Genomic DNA, 22,408 nt, shown 5'->3' on the forward strand with positions numbered 1-22,408 from the left:
GTGGTGGGGGTACGGGGATAGCGGATGCAGGGTGACGGCCGGGGGCCGGCCGGCTATGCGGTGTGCAGCCAGGCGGCCGTGTCCCGCGGCAGGCGTCCCTGGTCGTCCAGGGGGCCGCTGGTCAGCAGGAGTCGGGTGTGGGTGGGGAGGTCGGCGGGCGCGTCGGCGAGGTTGACCACGCAGATCACGCCCTCCGCGCGGGCGAAGGAGAGGACGCCTTCGGGGGCGGGCAGCCAGGTGAGGGGGCCGTCGCCGAAGACCGGCCGGAGGCGGATCGCCTCGCGGTAGAGGTTGAGCATGGAGTCGACCGTCCGCTGCTGACGGTCGACCGCATACGATGTCCAGCCGGCCGGCTGTGGCAGCCACGGCTCACCGCGCGAACCGAAGCCCGCGTACGGCGCCCCCTCGGCCCACGGCAGCGGCACCCGGCAGCCGTCGCGGCCGGGGTCGGTGCCACCGGACCGGAGGTACATCGGATCCTGTATGCGGTCGACCGGCAGCTCGACCTCGGGCAGCCCCAGCTCCTCCCCCTGGTAGAGGTAGACCACTCCGGGCAGGGCCAGCGACAGCAGCGCCGCCGCCCTGGCGCGCCGGGTGCCGAGCGCGAGGTCGGTCGGGGTGCCGAAGGCCTTGGTGGCGAAGTCGAAGCCGGTGTCGGCGCGGCCGTAGCGGGTGACCGTGCGGGTCACGTCGTGGTTGCACAGCACCCAGGTGGCGGGCGCGCCGATCGGGGCGTGCTCGGCGAGGGTCTCGTCGATGGACGTGCGCAGTCGCTCCGGGTCCCAGGGGCAGGACAGGAAGGCGAAGTTGAAGGCGGTGTGCAGTTCGTCGGGGCGCAGATAGCGGGCGAAGCGTTCGGTGTCGGGGAGCCAGACCTCGCCGACGAAGACGGCGCCGTACTCGTCGGCGACGGCCCGCCAGGAGCGGTAGATGTCGTGGAGTTCGTCGCGGTCCACGAAGGGGTTGGGGTCGCGGCCCTCGACGAAGTCGGGCAGTGCAGGATCCTTGGCGAGCAGCGCCGCCGAGTCGATGCGGACGCCTTCGACACCGCGCTCGAACCAGAAGCGCAGGATGTCCTCGTGCTCCTGACGCACCGCCGGGTGGGCCCAGTTGAGGTCGGGCTGTTCGGGGGTGAACAGGTGGAGGTACCAGTCGCCGTCGGGAAGGCGGGTCCACACGGGTTCGGTGGAGCCGGCGAACTGCGACGGCCAGTCGTTGGGCGGGAGTTCACCGTGCGCGCCGCGTCCGGGGCGGAAGTGGAACAGTTCGCGTTCGGGGCCGCCGGCGAGGGCGGCACGGAACCACGGGTGCTGGTCGGAGACATGGTTCGGCACGATGTCGACGATCGTGCGGATGCCCAGCTCCCGTGCCTCGGCGATGAGTTTCTCCGCCTCGGCGAGCGATCCGAAGGCCGGGTCGATGGCGCGGTAGTCGGCGACGTCGTAGCCGCCGTCCTTCATCGGTGACAGGTACCAGGGGTTGAACCACAGGGCGTCCACGCCGAGTTCGGCGAGATACGGCAGTCGGGAGCGGACGCCCGCGAGGTCGCCGGTGCCGTCGCCGTCGCCGTCCGCGAAGCTGCGGACGTACACCTGGTAGATGACGGCGGAGCGCCACCAGTCGTCCTGGCTCTGGGCATGGGTGGGCTGTCCCACGGTGCTGGCCTTTCTGTCGGGGGCGTCGAAGGGGGCGGTGTCAGCCCTTCGTGCTGCCCGCGCTGATCCCGGCGATGATGTGCCGCTGGAAGACCAGGAACATCGCGACCATGGGGATGCTCGCGATCACCATCGCGGCGATGAGCACGGTCAGTTGGATGTTCTGGGACAGCTGGACGAGTGCCACGCTGATCGGCTGTTTGTCGGTGTCGGAGAAGACCATCAGCGGCCACAGGAAGTCCTGCCACACGGCGACGAGCGCGAAGATCGACACGACGCCGAGGACCGGGCGGGACATGGGCAGCACGATGGACCACAGGACGCGGAGTTTCCCGGCGCCGTCGATCTCGGCGGCTTCCAGGATGTCGCGCGGGAGTTGGTCGAAGAACCGCTTGAGGAGATACAGGTTGAAGGCGTTGGCGACGGCCGGCAGCCAGATGCCCAGCGGGTCGTTCAGCAGGCTGGTGTGGATCAGCGGGAGATCGGCGACGGTCAGGTACTTCGGTACGACCAGTGCCTGGGCCGGGACCATCAGCGTCGCCAGGATGCCGCCGAGGATCAACTTGCCGTAGGCGGGCTTCAGTTTGGACAGGGCGTAGGCGGCGGCCGTGCACAGAACGAGCTGGAAGATCCAGGCGCCGGCGGCCTGGACGACCGTGTTCCACAGGTGTTCCGGGAGCTGCATCAGGTCCCAGGCATCGGTGTAGCCGCTGAGCTGCCAGTGCTTGGGGATGATCGTGGGCGGGGTCTGCGCGACCTCGTCCGGCGACTTCATGGCGCCGGTGACCATCCAGTAGACGGGGAAGAGGAAGGCGAGCGCGAAGAGCACGACGACGCCGGTGAACACCGTCCAGTAGACGGCCTTTCCGCGCGGCCGGGCGAGGGTCGCCGGGGAGAGCAGCGTGCGGGTGGTCACAGGTCGTCCTCTCCGGAGCGGGTCAGCCGCAGATAGAGGGCCGAGAAGACGCCGAGCAGCACGAGGAGCATCACGCTGAGCGCGCAGGCGCCGCCGAAGTCGTTGTAGAGGAAGGCGTATTTGTAGATCAGGTAGAGCACGGTGACGGTGGCGTTCTCCGGTCCGCCTCCGGTGATGACGAACGGTTCGGTGAAGACCTGCATCGTGGCGATGATCTGAAGGAGCATCAGCATCAGGATGACGAAGCGGGTCTGAGGGATCGTCACGTACCGGACACGTTGCAGGAGGCTCGCGCCGTCGAGTTCGGCGGCCTCGTACAGCTCGCCCGGGATGGACTGGAGTGCGGCGAGGTAGATCAGGACGGTGCCGCCCATGTTGGCCCAAGTGGCCACGATGACAAGGGAGATGAGGGCGGTGTCGGTGCCGTTGGACCAGTTCGAGGTGGGCAGGTGCAGGAAGCGCAGCGCCTCGTTGGCTAGGCCGGCTCCCGGGTCGTAGAACCACTTCCACAGCAGGGCGGTGACGACCGGCGGGATCATCACCGGGAGGTAGACGACGATCCTGAAGAAGGCCTTCCAGTGCCTCAACTCGTTGAGGACCAGGGCGAGTACGAAGGGGATCGCGAAGCCGACGAGCAGGGCCAGCAGAGTGAAGACGAGGGTGTTGCGCCAGGCCGCGGTGAACTCGGGGTCGTGCCAGACGCGGGTGAAGTTGGCGGTGCCGACCCACTCGGGCGAGGAGCCGGGCGTGTACTTCTGGAAGGCGATCACGACCGCGCGGATCGCCGGGTACCAGGAGAACAGGGCGAAGCAGATCAGGCCGCCGATGAGGAAGGCGTAGGCGCGGGCCTGGTCGAGGAGGCGGCGCCGCCCCCGGCCCCCTGCCGGGGGCGGCGCCTCGACCTGTCGTACCGCCGTCGTCCGGGCGGGACTCCGGGTGGCCGTCCGGGTCATCGGGTCAGCCCCGGGCCAGGATGCCGTCGATCTTTCCGGAGGCGTCCTTGAGAAGTTGGTCGATGTTCGCGTCCTTCTTGGTGAGGACGGCGGAGACGGCCGAGTCGAGGACGGAGTAGATCTGCTGGGCGTCCGGCGGCTCGATCTTCATCTGGAGGGACTGGTTGCCGTCGAGGAAGGCCTGGTAATTCGCCACCGGGACATTGGAGTTGGCCTTCTTGACCTGCTGGTCCTTGGCGTCGGCGGCGCCGGTGAACAGGCGCGGTTCGGGCAGTCCGACGGGCGCGTTGGCCTTCTTGGCGCGGGCGTAGTCGCCGAGGAAGCCGCTGCCCGGGGTGAGGAACATGCTGTCGAGCCACTTGAGGCCGGCGCGGATCTGGGCGGGCGTGTCGTTCTTGTTGAACATGTAGCCGTCGCCGCCGATGAGCGTGCCCTGGCCGCCGGGCATCGGGCCGAGGGCGAGGTCGTCGTAGTTGCCGCCCTTCTCCTTGACCAGGATCGGGATGTTGTCCGGCGCGGAGAGGTACATGCCGAGCTTGCCCGAACCCATCAGCTGCTGCACGTCGTTGATGACCAGGAGCTGCTTGCTGCCCATCGAGTTGTCGGTCCAGCGCATGTCGTGCAGGTTCTGCAGGACGGCGTGGCCCTGAGGCGTGTCGATGGTGGCCTTCTTGCCGTCGGCGCTGACGACGTCGCCGCCCTGCGAGTACATCTCGGCGGTGAAGTGCCAACCCCCTTGGTTCTGGGCGCTGTAGTCGGCGTAGCCGATGGTGCCGTTGCCGAGCGCGGCTATCTTCTTGGCGTCGGCGCGGACCTCGGCCCAGGTCGTCGGCGCCTTGTCGGGGTCGAGGCCGGCCTGCTGGAAGAGCTTGCGGTTGTAGATCAGGCCCATCGAGTAGCCGGTGCGCGGAATGCCGTAGATCTTGCCGTCGACGGTGTAGATGTCACGCAGCTGCTTCTGCAGCGTGTCGTAACTCTTCAACTCCTTGATGTACGGCGTGAGATCGGCGGCCTGGTTGATGTCGACGACGTGCTTGGCGTCGGTGAAGTACGTGTAGAACACGTCCTCCATCTGGCCGCCGGCGAGTTTGGCGTCGAAGGTCTTCGGGTCCTGGCAGGGGAACGCGTCGTGGGTGACGACGTCGATGTCCGGGTTCTTCTTCTCGAAGGCCGCGACATCGGAGTCGAAGAACTTGCGGTCGACCTTGGCGCTCTTGGGCGGCTCGCAGTTGACCGTGATGCGTGTCTTGCCGCTCGCCGAGTCGTCGCCGGACCCGCAGGCGGAGGCAGTGAGCGCGAGAGAACAGACGCCGATCGCGGCGAAGGTGCGGCGGAACCCGGTGCTTCTCATCGGTGGACCCCTCTGGGCAGGAGCGGTGGGCGCCGCACACTCAAGCACCGCCGACACCTGTCCGCAAGATGTCGCGCAGAATCTGTAATTATTCGACAGCGCGCTGACGCTCAGCCGCGCGGGGCTTGCGCGGTGGAACCACGCACTACCAATTCCGGTTCGAAGAGCAGCTCTTCGGCCGGTACGGCGGTGCCGCCGACCTGTGAGTTCAGCAGCTCCACGGCGGCCCGGCCCATGGCCTCGATGGGCTGGCGGACGGTGGTCAGCGGGGGCTCGGTGCAGTTCATGAAGGCGGAGTCGTCGTAACCGACGACGGAGATCTGTGACGGGACGTCAAGTCCCTTGCGGCGGGCGGCCCTTACCGCACCCAGGGCGAGGGGGTCGCTGGCGCAGATGATGCCGGTGACGCCCCGGTCGATGAGCCGGGAGGCCGCGGCGTGACCGCCCTCGATGGAGAAGATCGCGCGGGCGACGAACTCGTCGGGCAGGTCGGTCGCGAGGGCCCGCGCGGCGGCCAGCTTCCGTGCGGACGGCATGTGGTCGGCGGGGCCGAGGACGAGCCCGATGCGCTCGTGGCCGAGGGAGGCGAGGTGCCGCCAGGCCTGCTCGACGGCGACCGCGTCGTCGCAGGACACGGCGGGGAAACCGAGGTGGTCGATGGCCGCGTTGACCAGGACGACCGGGATGTTGCGCTCGGCGAGCAGCCGGTAGTGGTCGTGCGGCGCGTCCGCCTGCGCGTAGAGCCCGCCGGCGAACACGACGCCGGAGACCTGCTGTTGGAGCAGCAGCGTCACGTAGTCGGCCTCGGAGACCCCGCCCTTGGTCTGGGTGCACAGCACCGGGGTCAGGCCGAGTTGGGCGAGCGCGCCGCCGATCACCTCGGCGAAGGCTGGGAAGATGGGGTTCTGCAGCTCGGGCAGCACCAGCCCCACCAACCGCGCGCGTTCACCGCGCAGTTGGGTGGGCCGCTCGTAGCCGAGAACATCCAGGGCCGACAGGACCGCCTGCCGGGTGGGCTCGGAGACTCCGGGTTTGCCGTTGAGCACCCGGCTGACCGTGGCCTCGCTGACCCCGACCTTCTTCGCCACCTCAGCAAGTCGTCGCGTCATGTGCGCAAGAATAGCGCAAGATACGCAAGTGGTTTGCGTTACGGGGTGGTCGGATGAAGTCGATCACGACTCCTGCCGCTCGCGACTCCTCACGACTCCCGGTGCCGGTGCCAGCGCCGACACCGGTCAGTCGTGGGCGGCCCACAGACCGCGGACGTGTCCCAGGTGCCGGGTCATGATCTCACGCACGGCCCCCTTGTCACGGTCCAACAGCGCGTCCAGGAGCTCCAGATGCTCCTGCGCGGAGGCCAGCAGCCGCCCTGCCTTGACCAGGGCGGTCAGCCCGTAGAGACGGGAACGCCCCCGCAGATCACCGACGACCTCGACGAGGTGGGCGTTGCCGGCCAGCGCGAGCAGGCCGAGGTGGAAGCGGGTGTCGGCCTCGACGTACGCGATGAGGTCACCGGCCACGGCCGCGCCGACGATCTCCCGGGCGGCCGGACGCAGCGCCTCCAGCGAGACGGGGTCGGCGGTCTCGGCCAGCCCCACCACCGTGGGGATCTCGATCAGCGCGCGGATGTGGGTGTACTCGTCGAGCTGCCTCTCGGAGACCGCGGTGACCCGGAACCCCTTGTTCGGGACGGTGTCGACCAGCCCCTCCTTGGCCAGGTCCAGCATGGCCTCGCGCACCGGGGTCGCCGAGACGCCGAAGCGGGCGGCGAGCGTCGGCGCGGAGTACACCTCGCCCGGCCGCAGCTCCCCCGCGATCATCGCGGCCCGCAGGGCGTCGACGACCCGCTCGCGGTAGCTGCTCTTCTTGCCGCCCAGCGTGGGCAGATCCGGAGCGGCGGTGGGCGGGGCGCTGGCTCGCTGGACGGCCATCGAATCTCCTAGTCGTGCAATGTCACGCGTGACCGGCCATTATCCCCGGTCTAGAGGATGAATCCGCCCGGGAACGGGTCGGCGGGATCGAGCAGGTACTGGGCGGTGCCGGTGATCCAGGCACGACCGGTGAAGCTGGGCAGGACGGCGGGGATGCCGGCGACCTCGGTGGTGTCGAGGAGCCGTCCGGTGAACTCGGTGCCGATGAAGGACTCGTTCACGAACTCGGTGTGCAGCGGGAGTTCACCGCGCGCGTGGAGCTGCGCCATGCGCGCGCTGGTGCCCGTGCCGCAGGGCGAGCGGTCGAACCAGCCGGGGTGGATCGCCATCGCGTGCCGGGAGTGCCGTGCGGTCGCGCCGGGCGCGTACAGGTGGACGTGATGGCAGCCGCGGATGGAGTCGTCCTCGGGATGGACGGGCTCGTCGCTCTCGTTGATCGCCTCCATGAGGGACAGGCCCGCCTTGATGATGTCGTCCTTGCGGGCCCGGTCGAAGGGCAGCTCGAACTGGTCCAGCGGCAGGATGGCGTAGAAGTTGCCGCCGTACGCCATGTCGTATGTCACCGTCCGCCCGTCGGCGAGGGTGATCTTGCGGTCCAGGCCGACGGAGAACGACGGGACGTTCTTGAGGGTGACGTTCTTCGCGGCGCCGTTCTCGACGGCGACTTCGGCGACGACGAGTCCGGCCGGGGTGTCGAGCCGGATCGTGGTGACCGGCTCGACGACCTCGACCATGCCCGTCTCGACGAGCACGGTGGCCACGCCGATCGTGCCGTGCCCGCACATCGGCAGATAGCCGGAGACCTCGATGTAGACGACGCCCCAGTCGCAGTCGGGTCGGGTGGGCGGCTGGAGGATCGCGCCGCTCATCGCGGAATGGCCGCGCGGCTCGTTCATCAGGAACTGCCGGATCTGGTCGCGGTGTTCGCGGAAGTACAGCCGCCGCTCGTTCATGGTCGCACCGGGGATCGTGCCGATGCCGCCGGTGATCACGCGGGTGGGCATGCCCTCGGTGTGCGAGTCGACGGCGTGCAGGACGAGATTGCTGCGCATGACGCTCCCTGGTGGATCGATGCCGATGCGAGGGTACTTACGCGAGTCCGGCCGCGACCGCCTTCTCGGTGGCGGCACGCACGACGGCCTCCTGCTCGGGCAGCAGGGGAACGCGCGGCGGGCGTACGGGACCGCCGTGCCGGCCGACGATGTCCATGGACAGCTTGATGGCCTGCACGAACTCCACCTTCGAGTCCCAGCGCAGGAGCGGGTGCAGCTGCTCGTACAGCTTCTTCGCCGTGGCCAGGTCGCCGCCGACGGCCGCGTGGTACAGCTCGACGGACGCGGCGGGCAGCGCGTTCGGGTAACCGGCCACCCAGCCCTTCGCACCCGCGAGCGCGAGCTCCAGCAGGACGTCGTCGGCGCCGATCAACAGGTCCAGTCCCGGGGCGAGTTCGGCGAGCTGGTAGGCACGGCGGACGTCGCCGGAGAACTCCTTGACGGCGTGGATGTACCCCTCGCCGTGCAGCTTCGCGAGCAGTTCGGGCACCAGGTCGACCTTGGTGTCGATGGGGTTGTTGTACGCCACGATCGGCACGCCCGCCTTCGCGACCTCCGCGTAGTGCGCGAGGACCGAACGCTCGTCGGCGCGGTACGCGTTGGGCGGCAGCAGCATCACGGAGGCGCAGCCGGCGTCACGGGCCTGCTCGGCCCAGCGGCGGGACTCGGCGGAGCCGTAGGCGGCGACACCGGGCATCACGCGCGCGCCGCCGATCGCGGCGACGGCCGTCTCGACGACCTTGGCGCGCTCCTCGGGCGTGAGCACCTGGTACTCGCCGAGCGAGCCGTTCGGTACGACGCCGTCGCAGCCGTTGTCGACCAGCCAGGCGCAGTGTTCGGCGAACTTGTCGTGGTCGACGGCGAGTTCGTCGGTCAGCGGGAGCGCGGTGGCGACGAGGACGCCGCGCCAGGGGCGGTTCGGGGTGGTGGTCATGTGCGGTTGGGGTCCCATCTCAATAGGGTGTGACATTTCACCGGCGGACAATGCGTACGGCCAGTCAGTCGGGCAGGACGTCAGGTGGTGCGGCGGTCGGCAGGCCGGCCTCGGACTCTCCGGCGCGGGCCAGTACCCCGAGCGGCACGGGCCGCGCGAACGGGCGCCGGGACGGGGTGAGTTCGCACCCGGCCAACCCCGCGACCGCGGGCCCGCACATCCGCCCCTGGCACCAGCCCATCCCGGCCCGTGTCAGCAGCTTCACGGTGCGGACGTCACCGGCGCCGAGCCCGTCCACGGCCTCGCGGATCGCTCCCCCGGTGACCTCCTCGCAGCGGCAGACCACGGTGTCGTCGGTGACGAGGTCGGTCCACCGCGCGGGCGGCGCGTACACGGTGTCGAGCGCGGCGAAGAACTCCCGCAGTCTCGTACGGGACTTGGCGGCCGGCGCCCACGAACGCGGGTCGGGTTCGGTGCCGTTGAGGCGCGCGGCGGCGGAGCGTCCCGCGATGTGGCCCTCGGCGAGGGAGAGCGCCGCGCCGCCGATACCGGTGGTCTCGCCCGCCGCCCAGACGCCGGGGACGTCGGTGCGCTGCTCGTCGTCGACCCGCGCGTCGAGTCCGTCGAGTCCACAACCCAGGGTCTCCGCGAGGTCGGTGTGCGGAAGCATGCCGTGGCCGACCGCGAGGGTGTCGCAAGCGATACGGCGTCCGGTGCCGGGCCGGACGCGCCCGTCGGCGTCGAGTGCGGCGACGGTCACCGCCTCCAGCCGCTCGTCGCCGTGTGCCTCCACGACGGTGTGCCGGGTGAGCAACCTGACGCGGTGGCGAAGGAGTTGGGCCGCGTACTGGGCGCCCTCGGCGACCTTGCCGGGCTGCGCGGCGAGCGCACGGGTCCGTCGTACGAACGCCTTGGGGTCGGTGGACTCGACGAGCGCGGCCACCTCGACACCGGCTGCCGCGAGGCCTGTTGCCACCGGGAGGAGGAGCGGTCCGGTGCCGGCGACCACGGCGGTGCGGCCGGAGACGGCGAGAGTGCCCTTGAGCATGGCCTGGGCGCCGCCCGCGGTGAGGACTCCGGGGAGGGTCCAGCCGGGGAACGGGAGGACCTTCTCGTAGCCGCCGGTGGCGAGGAGGACGGCGTCGGCGCGTACCTCTGCCGGGGCCTCCTGTTGGGGGCCCTGAAGGGCGTGCACGGTGAAGGCGTCGCGCGGGCCACCGCCGCCGGGCGTACCGGCCTCCCGACTCAACCGCCGTTCCACCAGCCACACATGATGTTCCGTCAAGTGCGTTACGCGGCCCGCCTCCACGTGTTCCGCGAGGGCGTCACTGAGCCGCTGCCACGTCCGCCACTGGTGGTGCAGGGCCTGCGGGCGTCCGGCGTTCAGTCCGGCGGCGGGCTGTCGGTAGAACTGGCCGCCCGCCCGCGCCGCCGAGTCGATCAGGGTGACGCGGACGCCGTGGGCCGCGGCGGCGACCGTGGCGGCGAGCCCCGCCGGGCCCGCGCCGATCACCGCGAGGTGCGGTCGGTCGTCAGCCATCGTGACCCGTCCCCTCCTGCGTACGGATGGCGTCTCCCGGGTGCACAGGCACCAGGCAAGCCCGTTGGTTCGGGCGGTCGTTGACGGTGACGAGGCAGTCGTAGCAGACGCCGATCCCGCAGAAGACGCCGCGAGGACGGCCCTCGCCCCGGGTGGTGCGCCAGGACGTCACGCCCGCCGTCCACAGTGCGGCGGCGACGGTCTGGCCGGGGAGGGCCTCGATCGCGCGGCCGTCGAGGGTGACCGTGAAGGCCGCGCCCGGGTGGGCGTCGGCGAGGTCCAGTGGGGAGTTCACGCGTCCTCCTCGGGGAACTCGGGGAAACGGTCGGGTCGAAAGGGTGCCGGGTCGAGGTCCGGGGTCTTGCCGCCGAGCAGTTGGGCGATCAAGTGCCCAGTGCCGGTGGCGAGTCCGATGCCCGCACCCTCGTGGCCGCAGGCGTGGACGAGTCCGGGGACCCGGGGGTCGGGGCCGATGGCGGGCAGGTGGTCCGGCATGTACGGGCGGAAGCCGAGGTAGGAGCGCATCGCGTGGACGTCGGACAGGAACGGGAACAGTTTCGTCGCGCCCGCCGCCAGCGCCCGTACGACCGGCAGCGAGAACTCCCGGTCGAAACCGACGCGTTCGCGGCTCGCGCCGATCAGGATCGGTCCCGCGGCCGTGCCCTCCACGACGGGCGAGGTCTGCAGGGCGGCCGAGTCGCTGGCCACGTCGGCCACGTAGTCGGCGGCGTACACCTTGTGGCGGACCAGGCGGGGCAGCGGTTCGGTGACGAGGACGAAGCCGCGGCGCGGGAGGACGGGGAGGGTGACTCCGGCGAGGGCGGCGAGTTCACCGCCCCAGGTGCCGGCGGCGTTCACGACCGCGGGGGCGAGGATGTCGCCCCGGTCGGTGCGGACGCCGTGGACCGTTCCATCCGCCTTGAGGAGTACGTCCGTCACCGTACGGCCGGTGAGCAGGCGGGCGCCCGAGACCCGGACGAGGTGGGCGGCGGCCAGGGCGGGCATCACCTGGCAGTCCTGGGGGTAGTAGACGCCACCAGGGAGGCCGGGGGCGAGGTGGGGTTCGAGGTCGTGGAGGACGTCGGCGTCGACCGGTTCGGCGACGACTCCGGCGGCACGCTGCTCGTCGGCGAACCGTTCCAGCGCGGCGAGCCCGTCCGGCGTGGAGGCCACGACTAGGCCGCCCTTCGCCTCGTACTCGACGAACTCCCCGAGTTCCTCCGCAAGTTGTGCCCACAGGCGGCCGGAGAGGAGGGCGAGGTCGAGTTCCGGGCCCGGCTCCTTGTCGGAGACGAGCAGGTTGCCCTCGCCGGCGCCGGTCGTCCCGCCGGAGACCGGGCCGCGGTCCACGATGATGACGTCGAGGCCCGCCCGGGCCGCGTAGAGGGCGCAGGCCGCGCCCACCATTCCGGCTCCGACGACCACGACATCGCAGGTCAGTCGCTTGCTCACAGCAGTACTATGTCACATGTCTCTCTAGCTGGGAATGTCATCGCGCGCGTCACGACACACGTCATGACACACGCCATATGACACACGCCATCACACACGGAAGAGGTGCCCGACGTGGCCAAGGGCCGAAAGAACGGTCTGTACCGAGGAATCTCCGACGAGCTGTCCGCCCTGATGCGGACCGGCTGGGCCGACACCGAGCGCACGGATCTGGAGCCGACCGAGCAGGCGCCGCACGCGGCGCGCCGCCGGGCCGCGCTGTCCGCGCTCTTCCCGGGCGAGCGCCTGGTCGTGCCGTCCGGGAACCTCCTGATCCGCTCGAACGACGACCACCACCCGTTCCGCCCGTACTCCGGCTATGTGCATCTCACCGGCGACCAGGCGCGCGACGGTGCCCTGGTCCTGGAGCCCCGCCCCGACGGCGGCCACGACGCGCACTGCTACCAGCTCCCCCGCGACAGCCGGGACACCGACGAGTTCTGGACCGGCTACACCGCCGAGCTGTGGATGGGCCGCCGCCGCTCGCTCGCCGAGTCGGCGCTGGTGCTCGGGCTGCCCTGCCGTGACATCCGGACGATCGCCGAGGACCTGGCGAAGGCCTCCGGGACACCCACCCGCATCGTCCGCGGCGTCGACCCGGCCCTGGACGCGGCGCTCGACACCGACGAGGAGCGGGACGACGAGTTCGAGTCGGCCGTCTCCGGGCTGCGGCTGGTCAAGGACGCGTGGGAGATCGGCGAGATGCGCCGGGCCGTCGACTCCACGGTGCGCGGATTCACCGATGTCGTACGGGAGTTGTCACAGGCGGTCGCCACGTCGGAGCGCTGGATCGAGGGCACGTTCTTCCGCCGGGCCCGCGTCGAGGGCAACCACGTCGGTTACGGCTCGATCTGCGCCGCCGGTGAGCACGCCACGATCATGCACTGGACCGACAACGACGGCCCGGTCCGCCCCGGTGAACTCCTCCTGCTGGACGCGGGAGTCGAGACACACAGCCTCTACACCGCCGACGTCACCCGCACCCTCCCCATCAACGGCACGTTCTCCCCGGTCCAACGCACGGTCTACGACGCGGTGTTCGAGGCCCAGGAGGCCGGCATGGCGGCGGTGAAGCCGGGCGCTCACTACCGGGACTTCCACGAGGCGGCCCAACGGTCGCTGGTCGAGCGGCTCGTGGAGTGGGGCTTCATCGAGGGGCCGGCCGAGCGGGCGTACGAGCTGTCGCTGCAACGGCGGTTCACGATGGCGGGCACCGGGCACATGCTCGGGCTCGACGTCCACGACTGCGCCCGGGCGCGCGGCGAGGAGTACGTGGACGGGGTCCTCGAACCCGGGATGGTGCTCACCGTCGAACCGGGCCTGTACTTCCAGCCCGACGATCTGACGGTGCCGGCGGAATGGCGGGGCATCGGCGTCCGGATCGAGGACGATCTGCTGGTGACGGCGGACGGTTACGAGAACCTGTCGGCGGGGCTGCCGCGCTCGGCCGACGAAGTCGAGGCTTGGATGCGGGAGTTCGCGGGCTGAGTACGTCGACTGGTCACCCGGGCAGGCGGGGTGACCAGTCGTCAGGCACGGGCGCCACCGGGTCGCCCGGGTGAATCGGTCGTCGTCAGACGCGGCTCGTGGTGGCCGTGTCGGCGGACAGGCGCTGGGCGACGTAGATCGGGAGCACGGAGAGCAGGACGAGTACCGCGGCCACCACGTTGACGACGGGGGCCTGTTGGGGCCGGGTCATGTTGTTGAAGATCCAGATCGGGAGGGTCTCGATGCCGGGTCCGGCGGTGAACGTGGTCACCACGATCTCGTCGAAGGACAGCGCGAACGCGAGCAGTCCGCCCGCGAGGAGCGCCGAGCGCACCAGCGGGAAGGTGACGTCGACGAAGGCGCGGAAGGTGTCGGCGCCCAGGTCCATCGCGGCTTCCTCGTACGACCCGGAGGTGCGCCGGAGGCGGGCGACGACGTTGTTGAAGACGACGACGATGCAGAAGGTGGCGTGTCCGACGATCACCGTGAACAGGCCGAGGCCCACGCCGAGCGGCTCAAGTACCGTGCTGAACGCCGAGTTGAGGGCGATGCCCGTGACGATGCCGGGCAGCGCGATCGGCAGGACGACGACGAAGGAGATGGCGTCGCGGCCGAAGAAGCGGTACCGGGCCACGGCGAACGCGATCAGCGTGCCGAGCACCAGGGCGATGGCGGTGGCGCCGAGGCCGGCCTTCACCGAGACCCAAAGGGCGGCGCGGGCACCGGAGTTCTGCCAGGCGACCGACCACCAGTGCAGGGTCAGGGTGGACGGCGGCCAGCTCGCGCTGCGGTCCGGGTTGAGGGAGTTGACGAGGACGAGCAGGAGCGGGACGTAGATCACCGCGAAGCCGAAACCGGCGGCCACGCGCAGGGCGATACGCGCGGAACGGGAGAGCCGCATGACATGTCACCCCCTTCAGAGGCGGTCGAGAGTGCCTTACAGGCTGCTGAGCGCGCCCGTGCGGCGCATCGCGAACAGGTACACCACGATGACGACGACGGGGACGGTGCCGAGGGCGGCGGCCATGGGCAGGTTGAGTTCGATGTTGGAGTAGACGAGGTTGCCGATGAGCTGGGTCTTGCCGCCGACGATCTGCACGGTGATGTAGTCGCCGAGGCTGAGCGAGAAGGTGAAGATCGAGCCGGCGGCGACGGACGGCAGCACCATCGGCAGCACGACCGACCGGAAGGTCCGCCCGGCCCGTGCGCCCAAGTCAGCTGAGGCGTCGAGGAGGTTGGCGGGCAGCTGCTCCAGCGCGGTGTGGATCGGCAGGACCATGTACGGCAGCCAGAGGTACGTCAGGGTGAGGACCGTGGCGGGGAGTCCGAACCCCGGTCCGCTGAGGCCGAACGGCTTCAACATCCAGTCGGCCAGGCCGCCTTGGGACAGGATGAGCCGCCACGCGTACACCTTGACCAGGTAACTGGCCCACAGCGGGGTGAGGATGGCGACCACGAGCAGCGGGCGCCACCGCGGCTTGGCGACGCGGGCCGTGTAGAAGGCGAGCGGGAACGCGATCACGGCGCACAGGACCGTGACGGAGAGCGCGACGCCGATGCTGCGCAGGATGACCTGCCGGTACACGGGCACCGTGAACAGCTCGTGGAAGTTGTCGGTCGACCAGACCTTCACCACCTCGGAGGTGAAGGAGTCCGTCGTCCAGAACGCGGAGACGAACAGCACGCTCAGGGAACCGAGATAGAGCACGGCGAGCCACAGCAGCGGTGCGGTGAGCAGCAGGGAGAGCCGCAGCCGGGGCCGGCGGTGCAGCATCCCGGCGAGCCGCCGGACGGGGCCCGGTGCGGGGCGTCCGGCGGCCTGCGCGGTGACGGTCATGTCGGTGTCAGCCCTTGATCTCGGTCCAGGCCTGCACCCACTTGGCGTACGGCACGCACTTCACGTCCGTACGGCCGTCGAGGCACTGCTCGATGGGCGTGTTCCAGAAGGCGATGTTCTTCCAGTACGCGGTGTCGGCCGCGTGGTAGGTGGTGCAGAAGCTCTTGTCGCTGGTCTCGGCGCACGCCTTGGAGTTGGCGGGGGCCTCGCCGAAGTACTCGGCGACCTGGGCGTTGACCTTCGGCGAGACGATCCAGTTGAGCCACTGGTAGGCGCAGTTGGGGTGCTTGGCCTTGGCGGAGATCATCCAGGTGTCGGACCAGCCGGTCGAACCCTCCTTGGGCACGAAGGCCTTGATCCTGGCGCCCTCGTCGGCGGTGAGGTTGGCGATGACCTGCCAGGTGGTGCCGACCACGGAGTCGCCGCTCTTGAAGGCGGAGATCTCCTTGAGGTAGTCGCTCCAGTACTCGCCGATGTCCGCGTTCTGCTTCTTCAGCAGGGCGACGGCCGCGTCGAACTGCTTCTGGTCGAGCGCGTAGGGGTCCTTGATCCTCAACTCGGGCTTGGTGGCCTTGAGATAGAGGGCCGCGTCGGCGATGTAGATCGGCGAGTCGTACGCCGTGACGTGGCCCTTGTACTTGGAGGCGTCGTCGAAGACGGCGGCCCAGGAGGTCGGGGCGGGTGTGACCTTCTGGGTGTTGTACATCAGCAGGTTGGCGCCGCGGCCGTGCGGGATGCCGTAGGCCTTGCCCTTGACCGAGTTCCAGGCCTGGAGCTTCAGGTCCGGGAAGATGTCCTTGTAGTTGGGGACCAGGTTCGTGTTGACGGGGGCCGCGTCACCGGAGGCTATGAGGCGCAGGGAGGCGTCGCCGGAGGCGGAGACGGCGTCGTACTCGCCGGTCTTCATGAGCTTGACCATCTCGTCGGAGCTGGCGGCGACCTTGGAGTTGACCTTGCAGCCCGTCTGCTTCTCGAAGTCGCCGACCCAGTTCACCTTGGGGTCGTTGGAACCGTCCTCGACATAGCCGGCCCAGGCGATCAGGTTGACCTCGCCCTCGCTCTTGCCGAGCTTCGACTGGGCTTTCAGATCAGGGGGGTTGAGGCCGCCGGACGAGCTGCCTGCCGAGTCGGAGGAGCCGCAGGCGGTGGCGGCGAGCAGGACGGCGGCACAGGCCGCCACCTGGAGGGTTCGGGTGAGACGCACGGCGTTCTCCATGGGTGAAGGAGATGGGTGGAGGAGCGAACGGGGTCAGCGGGGGTCGGGAACGTGCACCGTGTGGCGCCGGTGCCATTGCAGTCGCACCCGGCTGCCGCGGTAGGCGGCGACGTCCTCGGCGGAGGTCTCCAGGTTCTGCTGGAGTGCGGTGAGCCGGCCGCCGGCGTCGAGGTCGACGAGGAAGCGGGTGGAGTCCCCGAGGTAGACGACCTCGGCGACGGTGCCGGCGGCGCTCTCGTGGTCCGGGTCGCCGGGTTCGGCGGAGTCCTTGAGGACGCGGATCTTCTCGGGCCGGATGCTGTAGGTGCCCGGGGTGCCGACGACGCGCTGGGCGGACTCGCCCTCCAGCAGGTTGGAGGTGCCGACGAAGGACGCGACGAAGGGGGTCGCGGGGCGTTCGTAGACCTCGGCGGGGGTGCCGGTCTGTTCGATGCGGCCCTCGTTGAAGACGGCGATGCGGTCGCTCATCGTCAGGGCCTCCTCCTGGTCGTGGGTGACGAAGACGAAGGTGATGCCCACCTCCCGCTGGAGCGCCTTGAGTTCGACCTGCATCTGCTCGCGCAGTTTCAGGTCGAGGGCGCCGAGCGGTTCGTCGAGGAGCAGCACGCGGGGGCGGCCGACAAGGGCGCGGGCGAGGGCGACGCGTTGCCGCTGGCCGCCGGAGAGCTGGGCGGGGCGGCGGGTGCCGTAACTCTCAAGTCGTACTTCCGCGAGGGCCTTTCGGGCACGCACGAGCCGTTCGGCTTTGGGGACCTTGCGGACCTTGAGGCCGTAGGCGACGTTCTGTTCGACCGTCATGTGCGGGAAGAGGGCGTAGTCCTGGAAGACGGTGTGGACGTCCCGCTCGAAGGGGGCGAGGCCGGTGACGTCCTGTCCGGCGAGTTCGATGGTGCCCCCGGTGGGACTCTCGAAACCGGCGATCATGCGGAGCACGGTCGTCTTGCCGGAGCCGGACGGGCCGAGCATCGAGAAGAACTCGCCGTCCCTGATCTCCAGGTCGACCCCGGCCACGGCGGTCGTGTCCCCGAACGATTTCCGCAGATCCCGCAGCCGGATCGCAATCCCCTCCATGGGCGGGAACCTTTCTGGCGCTCTGTAACGTTGCACGGAAACATATGAAGTCATAGTTCAAATCTCAAGACCCCCTTAGGGTAAAGCTTGAGTCAACGTGCAAGGTGGTGGCCGTGAACCAGCAGCAGCACATGAACGGCGGCGCCCGGAAAGCCGTCTTCGCCCCGGTCGACAACCGGGCGCGGGTCGACGCCGTCGTCAGCAGGCTCGGGGACGCCATCGAACTCGGACTGCTCTCCGACGGTGAGCAGCTGCCGGGCGAGAGCGAGCTCGCCGGGCAGCTCGGGGTGTCCACGGTGACCCTGCGGGAGGCGCTGATGGCGCTGCGCCAGCAGGGGCTGGTGACCACCCGCCGGGGGCGCGGCGGCGGCAGCTTCGTGTCGCTGCCCGAAGTCCCGGGCGAGGAGCGGCTGAGGGTCCGGCTGCGCGGCTGGAGCACCGAGGAGCTGCGCGACCTCGGCGACCACTGGGCGGCCCTGTCCGGCACCGCGGCCCGGCTCGCCGCCCAGCGCACCGAGCCGGAGGACCTCGTCCAACTCCGGCGTACGGCCGATGAGTTGACGCAGGCCGAGGACGCGGCGGCACGCGGCCGGATGTACGGCCGCTTCCACGTCGAGCTCGCCGCCGCCGCGCAGTCCGCCCGGCTCACCCGCGAACAGGTCGCGTTGCAGACCGAGGTCGGCGCACTGCTGTGTCTCGTGCTCGGCAGCGACGAATATCGTGAAGAAGCCGCAGCCCGTCACCGCTCCGTAATCTCGGCCGTGCAAGATGGGGCCCACGATTCGGCCAGGGAGTTGGCCGAGCGGTGCGTGCAGGAATCGACGGCGCGGCTCCTCGCCGAGCGGCTGGCCCTGTAGCCGCCACCGCGCCCGCTCCCCGTCTGCTGGAGGGCACGCATGAGCCTCGCGACGGCAACGCCACCCACGGCACCCGAGCAGTCCGTCGCGGCCGGGGTCCGCTCGGCTCTGGAGTCCGTGTTCGACGCCGTGGCCACCACCCGCGCCGACACGACGGCACTGCTCGCCGAGGTCGCCGCACAGGGTCGCCGCCCGGCGACCGTGGACCTCGCCGCACTGCGCCCGGGGCTCCATCTCCGGCTCGCCCGGCACGAGTTGGTGTCCGGCGTCGGCTTCGTCGCCGCGCCGGGCCTGCTGAGCGACGTACCCGCATGGCTGGAGTGGTGGCAGTCCACCTCCGACGGAGGCGTACGGCCGCTGCTGCTCGACCTCGATCCCGAGCACTCGGCGTACGCCGACTACACGCACTGGGACTGGTTCGCGCTGCCCCGCGACACCGGGGAGCGGGCGGTCGCCGGGCCGTACGTCGACTACCTCTGCTCGGACGAGTACAGCCTCACGCTGTCCGCGCCGGTCCTGATGGAGGGACGGTTCGCCGGGGTGGCCGCGGCGGACGTGTACCTACGGCACTTCGAGGCGGCCGTGATGCCGATGCTGCACCAACTGCCGGACCCGGCCCGACTGGTGAACGCGCGCGGCCGGGTCGCCGCGTCCACCGACCCCCGGCACCTGGTCGGTTCGCTCAGCAAGGGACCGGACTTCGCCGAGGCGCTCGCGGCGGGCCGGGCGGGGTATGCGCGGGGGTCGCGACTGGTGCCGTGCGACGGGGTGCCGTTGGTGCTGGTCGTCGCGGAGCGGTGACCGAACTCGACCGCCCGGGTGAGGAGTTGGGATGCTCCGGGCCGGGCCGGCCCTCACTCGGCCGCGGGGACCACCCTCAGATGTCCGGCGCCGCGTCCCGCCCTGCGGAACTTGGCCGGCGGTGTGCGGCGGGCCTCGCGCAGGACCAGTGTCAGACGCGTATAGCCCATGTTCTCAAGGGTCTTGGGGGTCTCGCCGACGACACGGCAGTCGGTGGCACCCCAGCGCGGGTCGGGGTGCAGCAGCGGGCGGACCGCGCCGTCGTGCTCCACGGCCGCCTCCTCGCCGACCGCCCGGATCCAGTGCGGCAGGCCCTGCCGGTAGGCGGCCTCCATGATCGGGTCCTGGGCGATGTCGCGGCGGATCGCCTGGAGGCCGTGGTCGTGTCCGTGACTCTCCACGGCGGCGGCGAAGTGGGCCAGCATCGGCAGGCACCAACTCGACTCGTGCTGACCGAGAACGGTGCTCGCGTCGGGGTGGAAGAGTACGAAGCGAAGGAAGTTGTCGCCCGGCATCGCCGTCGGATGCGGGCCGACCGCCCGGAAAAGTGACTTGAACGCGCCGTTGGTCAACACCACGTCCCAGCGGTGGTCCACGACGACGGAGGGAAAAGTGACGGCCTCCAACAGCGTGGCGTAGTCCAGCAGATACGCCTGGGCCTCGGGACTCTCGGGGACGGGCCGCGGCGCGGACCGCTGCCCACCTGCCTGATACGCCATCGGGAGGTCACCCCTCTTGCCTATGCGGCCTTCTCGCGGCGCCTTGATCCTGCTGCCCCGGCGCGAGTCGTGTCAACTATCGTGGCATTTCATGCTTGTTGACGGCTGAAATTGGCCACAGTTGTGGCGAGACCTGGATGCGAGTTCGAACCAACCGCTACTCTCCGGGATGTTCACGGCCCCCGTTTGTGAGAAGCCTGTGAGAGACGTAGACGTATAGGAGATCTGTCGGTGTCGGATGGCTTCGAGGTATCGGGCACGACGGCGACCGCTCTGCTGCCCGCCGTCGTCGACCGCGTCACCGCGCTCGCCGAACGGCTCGACGTGCCCCAGACCGAGGTCGTCCACATCGGCCGACTGTCCGTCGCCTGCGGTGTCCCGGAGCCCGTGGTCAGAGCCCTGCTGAGCGGCCGTCCCGCGGGCGAGCCCGATGTGCAGGCCCGGTTCCTGCAACGCCTCGGCCTGCTGCGCCGCACCAGACTCAAGCCCAACGGGCGCAAGTACACCCAGCAGGAGATCGCCGACGGCGCGGGCATGTCCCGTCAGCAGGCGGGCGCGCTCATCAACGGCGACCGGCGTCCCACCATGGAGCACTGCGACGCGCTCCAGCGCTTCTTCCGCGTGCACGCCGGATTCCTCACGGCCGAGGACTCCGAAGCCCTCGCGGGCGCCCTCCAGCGCACCGAGCAGGAGCTGTTGCAGAAGCTCGCGGACCGTGAGCGGGCGGCGGCCGAGGCCGCGGAGGACCCGCTGGAGCGGCTGCTCCAGGACCACGGAGTGCGCGGAATCGCCTGGCGGGCCGCGCAGTTGCCCACCGACCAGCACCGCGACAAGGTCGCCGAGTGGCTGGACATGCTCCTGGAGAGCGTGAAGCGGCCCGAGTCGTGATCCGGGGGAGAACTGTGGGCATCGGACGGCAGATGCGCCGCCTGTGCGGTGAGTTGGTCGCGGAGCTGAGCCTCGGCGCACCCGCACGCCCGCACGACCTGTACGCCGCGCTGTGCGACGCGATGAGCCGCCGCCGGGGCCGCCCGGTCCAGTTCCGTACGGCCGCCTTCCCGGCCTGCACCGCGAGCGGGCTGTGGCTCGACATGGCCGACCAGGATCTCGTGGTGATCGAGGAACGCACCGCGCCCGACCACCAGTTGGTGATCCTGGGTCACGAGCTGTGGCACATGAAGGCCGGGCACTGCGGCCCGCACCTGGAGGGCACCGCGGTGGCCGCCCGGCTCCTCGGCGACACCGTCGACGAGGCCGCGTTGCGCGCGACGGTCCTCAAAGTGGCCGCCCGCAGCCGGTTCGAGCGCGCCGACGAGCGGGAGGCGGAGAGCTTCGGTCTGCTGCTGGCCAGCAAGTGCCGTACGTGGCTGGCCGGTTCGTCCCTCAAGGGACCCGCGCAGCACGACCATCTGGCGGGGCGGATCGAGGCGGCGCTGGGGTATCCGGGGCCGCGGAGCTAGGAATTGGCGGCCCGTCAAATGATCGGTACGTCAAGCAGACGGCCCGGCTAGGTCGCGCTGCGTTCGCTCGCCTCCCGCAGGTCCCGTTCCCTCGCGCCGCCCTGGGCCGTGACGCCGGGGCGGCCCTCGCACAGGAGGTCGCGCCAGTGCTCGCGGCTCCAGTGGGCGGGCGTGGTGGTACCGGTGAACTCATTGACCAGGGTGAGGAATCGGGCCGGGTCCGTGTGGAACGGAAAGTGCCCCGAACCCTCGAAGATCTCCAGCCGGCTGCCGGGCATCGCCTCGTGGGCGCCGTACGCGTGCCGTACCGGCACCACGCTGTCCCGGTCGCCCCACAGCAGCATGGTCGGCATGCCCTCGGTCAGATAGCAGCGGTCGAGCATGGTCACCACCTGGCCGCGCCAGTCGACGACCGCGCGCAGGGTGCGGATGAAGGCGTTGCGGGCGGTCTCGTCCGGCAACGCGTCGACGAGGGTGAGGAGTTCGGGGGCGTCCTGGCCGAGGTCGGTGTCGAGAAGTCTCATCAGCCCTACGGCGAGGCCGACTTGGAGACGCATGCCGGGCAACCGCAGCGCGGACAGGGCCAGATGGGAACCGGGGAGCGAGACGAGCCGTAGCACCGGATTGACCTCGCGGCCCACGCCGCCCGCGCTGACGAGGACGAGCCGTTCGGTGCGCTCGGGGAACTGGTAGGCGAACTGCATCGCCACTCCCCCGCCCAGCGAGTGCCCGAGCAGGGTCGCGGACTCGATGCCGAGCGTGGTGAGCAGATCGCGCACGCCGTTCGCGTAGGCGGCGACCGAGTAGTCGGCCCGGGGCTTGTCGGAGGCGCCGTGACCGAGGAGGTCGGGCGCGATCACCGTGTGGGTGCGGGCGAGTTCGGGGATCAGGTCGGTCCAGGTGGCGGAGGAGTCGCCGATGCCGTGGATGAGGACCAGCGCCGGACCCTGGCCGGCCATGCGGAAGGCGCGGCGGTATCCGTGCACGACGCGGTACTGCAACTCGAGTTCTCCGGCACCCACCGAGCGCAGCCGTGCGGCGCGCGCCGGGCGCCGTACCGGGACGTCCTCCACGCACTCGCCTCCCGTTCACCTGGCCGCCCGCGGACGGCCGAAAGCCCTTCCCTCCAGCGTAGG

Annotated in this window: 22 protein-coding genes; 5 read left to right on the forward strand and 17 right to left on the reverse strand. The window is 70.2% G+C overall.

Annotated features, from left to right (window positions below; all coding sequences use genetic code 11):
• Positions 1–53: 53 nt before the first annotated feature.
• From OG714_RS10115 to OG714_RS10165, 11 genes are all read right to left on the reverse strand, one after another.
• A complete protein-coding gene (locus OG714_RS10115; protein WP_406119996.1) occupies positions 54–1,655 on the reverse strand; it encodes a glycoside hydrolase family 13 protein in 1,602 nt (533 codons plus the stop codon).
• 40 nt (positions 1,656–1,695) lie between these two features.
• Positions 1,696–2,571: a carbohydrate ABC transporter permease gene (locus tag OG714_RS10120; protein ID WP_406119997.1), complete on the reverse strand. Its 876-nt coding sequence runs from the start codon at positions 2,569–2,571 to the stop codon at positions 1,696–1,698.
• Positions 2,568–3,524 carry a carbohydrate ABC transporter permease gene (locus OG714_RS10125; RefSeq protein WP_406119998.1) on the reverse strand — a complete coding sequence of 319 codons (957 nt, stop codon included), beginning with the start codon at positions 3,522–3,524 and terminating at the stop codon, positions 2,568–2,570. The genes OG714_RS10120 and OG714_RS10125 overlap by 4 nt, the downstream gene beginning before the upstream one ends.
• 4 nt (positions 3,525–3,528) lie before the next feature.
• Entirely contained in the window at positions 3,529–4,875 is a 1,347-nt protein-coding gene (locus OG714_RS10130; RefSeq protein ID WP_406119999.1) for an ABC transporter substrate-binding protein, read from the reverse strand.
• 110 nt (positions 4,876–4,985) lie between these two features.
• Positions 4,986–5,984, reverse strand: coding sequence for a LacI family DNA-binding transcriptional regulator (locus OG714_RS10135; RefSeq protein ID WP_365298307.1), 999 nt, complete (start codon positions 5,982–5,984; stop codon positions 4,986–4,988).
• Between the two features lie 126 nt (positions 5,985–6,110).
• Positions 6,111–6,806, reverse strand: a complete 696-nt coding sequence (locus tag OG714_RS10140; protein WP_406120000.1) for a GntR family transcriptional regulator — start codon at positions 6,804–6,806, stop codon at positions 6,111–6,113.
• A 50-nt stretch (positions 6,807–6,856) separates the two neighbouring features.
• Positions 6,857–7,858: a proline racemase family protein gene (locus OG714_RS10145; protein ID WP_406120001.1), complete on the reverse strand. Its 1,002-nt coding sequence runs from the start codon at positions 7,856–7,858 to the stop codon at positions 6,857–6,859.
• 37 nt (positions 7,859–7,895) lie between these two features.
• Positions 7,896–8,792, reverse strand: coding sequence for a dihydrodipicolinate synthase family protein (locus OG714_RS10150; RefSeq protein WP_406131775.1), 897 nt, complete (start codon positions 8,790–8,792; stop codon positions 7,896–7,898).
• A gap of 64 nt (positions 8,793–8,856) precedes the next feature.
• On the reverse strand, positions 8,857–10,332 hold the full coding sequence (locus tag OG714_RS10155; protein ID WP_406120002.1) for an NAD(P)/FAD-dependent oxidoreductase: 1,476 nt from the start codon (positions 10,330–10,332) through the stop codon (positions 8,857–8,859).
• Positions 10,325–10,627: a (2Fe-2S)-binding protein gene (locus OG714_RS10160; RefSeq protein WP_406120003.1), complete on the reverse strand. Its 303-nt coding sequence runs from the start codon at positions 10,625–10,627 to the stop codon at positions 10,325–10,327. Before OG714_RS10160 ends, OG714_RS10155 begins: the two co-directional genes overlap by 8 nt.
• Entirely contained in the window at positions 10,624–11,784 is a 1,161-nt protein-coding gene (locus OG714_RS10165) for an NAD(P)/FAD-dependent oxidoreductase (RefSeq protein WP_406120004.1), read from the reverse strand. Before OG714_RS10165 ends, OG714_RS10160 begins: the two co-directional genes overlap by 4 nt.
• Positions 11,785–11,898: 114 nt before the next feature.
• Between OG714_RS10165 and OG714_RS10170 the strand changes: the two genes are divergently transcribed.
• The gene (locus OG714_RS10170; RefSeq protein ID WP_406120005.1) at positions 11,899–13,311 is read left to right on the forward strand and encodes an aminopeptidase P family protein; all 1,413 of its coding nucleotides are present in this window, start codon (positions 11,899–11,901) and stop codon (positions 13,309–13,311) included.
• Positions 13,312–13,396: 85 nt separating this feature from the next.
• On the opposite strand, the gene OG714_RS10175 is transcribed toward OG714_RS10170, so the two are convergent.
• From OG714_RS10175 to OG714_RS10190, 4 genes are read right to left on the reverse strand one after another with little or no spacing between them, the layout of a single operon-like run.
• Positions 13,397–14,212 carry an ABC transporter permease gene (locus OG714_RS10175; protein WP_406120006.1) on the reverse strand — a complete coding sequence of 272 codons (816 nt, stop codon included), beginning with the start codon at positions 14,210–14,212 and terminating at the stop codon, positions 13,397–13,399.
• A gap of 36 nt (positions 14,213–14,248) precedes the next feature.
• On the reverse strand, positions 14,249–15,148 hold the full coding sequence (locus OG714_RS10180; protein ID WP_406120007.1) for an ABC transporter permease: 900 nt from the start codon (positions 15,146–15,148) through the stop codon (positions 14,249–14,251).
• A gap of 7 nt (positions 15,149–15,155) precedes the next feature.
• Complete coding sequence (locus OG714_RS10185) at positions 15,156–16,352, reverse strand: ABC transporter substrate-binding protein (protein ID WP_406120008.1); 1,197 nt, start codon at positions 16,350–16,352, stop codon at positions 15,156–15,158.
• A gap of 45 nt (positions 16,353–16,397) precedes the next feature.
• Positions 16,398–17,435 (reverse strand): ABC transporter ATP-binding protein, encoded by a 1,038-nt coding sequence (locus tag OG714_RS10190; RefSeq protein ID WP_406120009.1) that lies wholly within the window; start codon positions 17,433–17,435, stop codon positions 16,398–16,400.
• 131 nt (positions 17,436–17,566) lie between these two features.
• On the opposite strand from OG714_RS10190, the gene OG714_RS10195 reads away from it, so the two are divergent.
• A complete protein-coding gene (locus tag OG714_RS10195; protein ID WP_406131776.1) occupies positions 17,567–18,292 on the forward strand; it encodes a FadR/GntR family transcriptional regulator in 726 nt (241 codons plus the stop codon).
• Positions 18,293–18,331: 39 nt separating this feature from the next.
• On the forward strand, positions 18,332–19,093 hold the full coding sequence (locus OG714_RS10200) for a cache domain-containing protein (RefSeq protein ID WP_406120010.1): 762 nt from the start codon (positions 18,332–18,334) through the stop codon (positions 19,091–19,093).
• A 53-nt stretch (positions 19,094–19,146) separates the two neighbouring features.
• Here OG714_RS10200 and OG714_RS10205 read toward each other — a convergent pair whose 3' ends face one another.
• Positions 19,147–19,812, reverse strand: coding sequence for a hypothetical protein (locus OG714_RS10205; protein WP_406120011.1), 666 nt, complete (start codon positions 19,810–19,812; stop codon positions 19,147–19,149).
• A 231-nt stretch (positions 19,813–20,043) separates the two neighbouring features.
• On the opposite strand from OG714_RS10205, the gene OG714_RS10210 reads away from it, so the two are divergent.
• Both OG714_RS10210 and OG714_RS10215 read left to right on the forward strand, forming a co-directional pair.
• On the forward strand, positions 20,044–20,700 hold the full coding sequence (locus tag OG714_RS10210) for a helix-turn-helix domain-containing protein (protein ID WP_406120012.1): 657 nt from the start codon (positions 20,044–20,046) through the stop codon (positions 20,698–20,700).
• Between the two features lie 32 nt (positions 20,701–20,732).
• On the forward strand, positions 20,733–21,272 hold the full coding sequence (locus OG714_RS10215) for a toxin-antitoxin system, toxin component (RefSeq protein ID WP_406131777.1): 540 nt from the start codon (positions 20,733–20,735) through the stop codon (positions 21,270–21,272).
• A gap of 47 nt (positions 21,273–21,319) precedes the next feature.
• Here the strand turns inward: OG714_RS10215 and OG714_RS10220 are convergent, their stop codons facing one another.
• On the reverse strand, positions 21,320–22,345 hold the full coding sequence (locus OG714_RS10220) for an alpha/beta fold hydrolase (RefSeq protein WP_406120013.1): 1,026 nt from the start codon (positions 22,343–22,345) through the stop codon (positions 21,320–21,322).
• Between the last annotated feature and the right edge of the window lie 63 nt (positions 22,346–22,408).

This window comes from Streptomyces sp. NBC_00989 (assembly GCF_045162655.1).
GTDB lineage: Bacteria > Actinomycetota > Actinomycetes > Streptomycetales > Streptomycetaceae > Streptomyces.

Excerpts from the sequence above, each read along its gene's own strand:
- OG714_RS10150 (WP_406131775.1), bottom strand. The coding sequence starts at position 8,792 with ATGACCACCACCCCGAACCGCCCCTGGCGCGGCGTCCTCGTCGCCACC.
- OG714_RS10195 (WP_406131776.1), top strand. The coding sequence starts at position 17,567 with ATGAACGGCGGCGCCCGGAAAGCCGTCTTCGCCCCGGTCGACAACCGG.
- OG714_RS10200 (WP_406120010.1), top strand. The coding sequence starts at position 18,332 with ATGAGCCTCGCGACGGCAACGCCACCCACGGCACCCGAGCAGTCCGTC.
- OG714_RS10190 (WP_406120009.1), bottom strand. The coding sequence starts at position 17,435 with ATGGAGGGGATTGCGATCCGGCTGCGGGATCTGCGGAAATCGTTCGGG.
- OG714_RS10135 (WP_365298307.1), bottom strand. The coding sequence starts at position 5,984 with ATGACGCGACGACTTGCTGAGGTGGCGAAGAAGGTCGGGGTCAGCGAG.
- OG714_RS10215 (WP_406131777.1), top strand. The coding sequence starts at position 20,733 with ATGCGCCGCCTGTGCGGTGAGTTGGTCGCGGAGCTGAGCCTCGGCGCA.
- OG714_RS10130 (WP_406119999.1), bottom strand. The coding sequence starts at position 4,875 with ATGAGAAGCACCGGGTTCCGCCGCACCTTCGCCGCGATCGGCGTCTGT.
- OG714_RS10145 (WP_406120001.1), bottom strand. The coding sequence starts at position 7,858 with ATGCGCAGCAATCTCGTCCTGCACGCCGTCGACTCGCACACCGAGGGC.
- OG714_RS10175 (WP_406120006.1), bottom strand. The coding sequence starts at position 14,212 with ATGCGGCTCTCCCGTTCCGCGCGTATCGCCCTGCGCGTGGCCGCCGGT.
- OG714_RS10140 (WP_406120000.1), bottom strand. The coding sequence starts at position 6,806 with ATGGCCGTCCAGCGAGCCAGCGCCCCGCCCACCGCCGCTCCGGATCTG.
- OG714_RS10180 (WP_406120007.1), bottom strand. The coding sequence starts at position 15,148 with ATGACCGTCACCGCGCAGGCCGCCGGACGCCCCGCACCGGGCCCCGTC.
- OG714_RS10125 (WP_406119998.1), bottom strand. The coding sequence starts at position 3,524 with ATGACCCGGACGGCCACCCGGAGTCCCGCCCGGACGACGGCGGTACGA.
- OG714_RS10205 (WP_406120011.1), bottom strand. The coding sequence starts at position 19,812 with ATGGCGTATCAGGCAGGTGGGCAGCGGTCCGCGCCGCGGCCCGTCCCC.
- OG714_RS10155 (WP_406120002.1), bottom strand. The coding sequence starts at position 10,332 with ATGGCTGACGACCGACCGCACCTCGCGGTGATCGGCGCGGGCCCGGCG.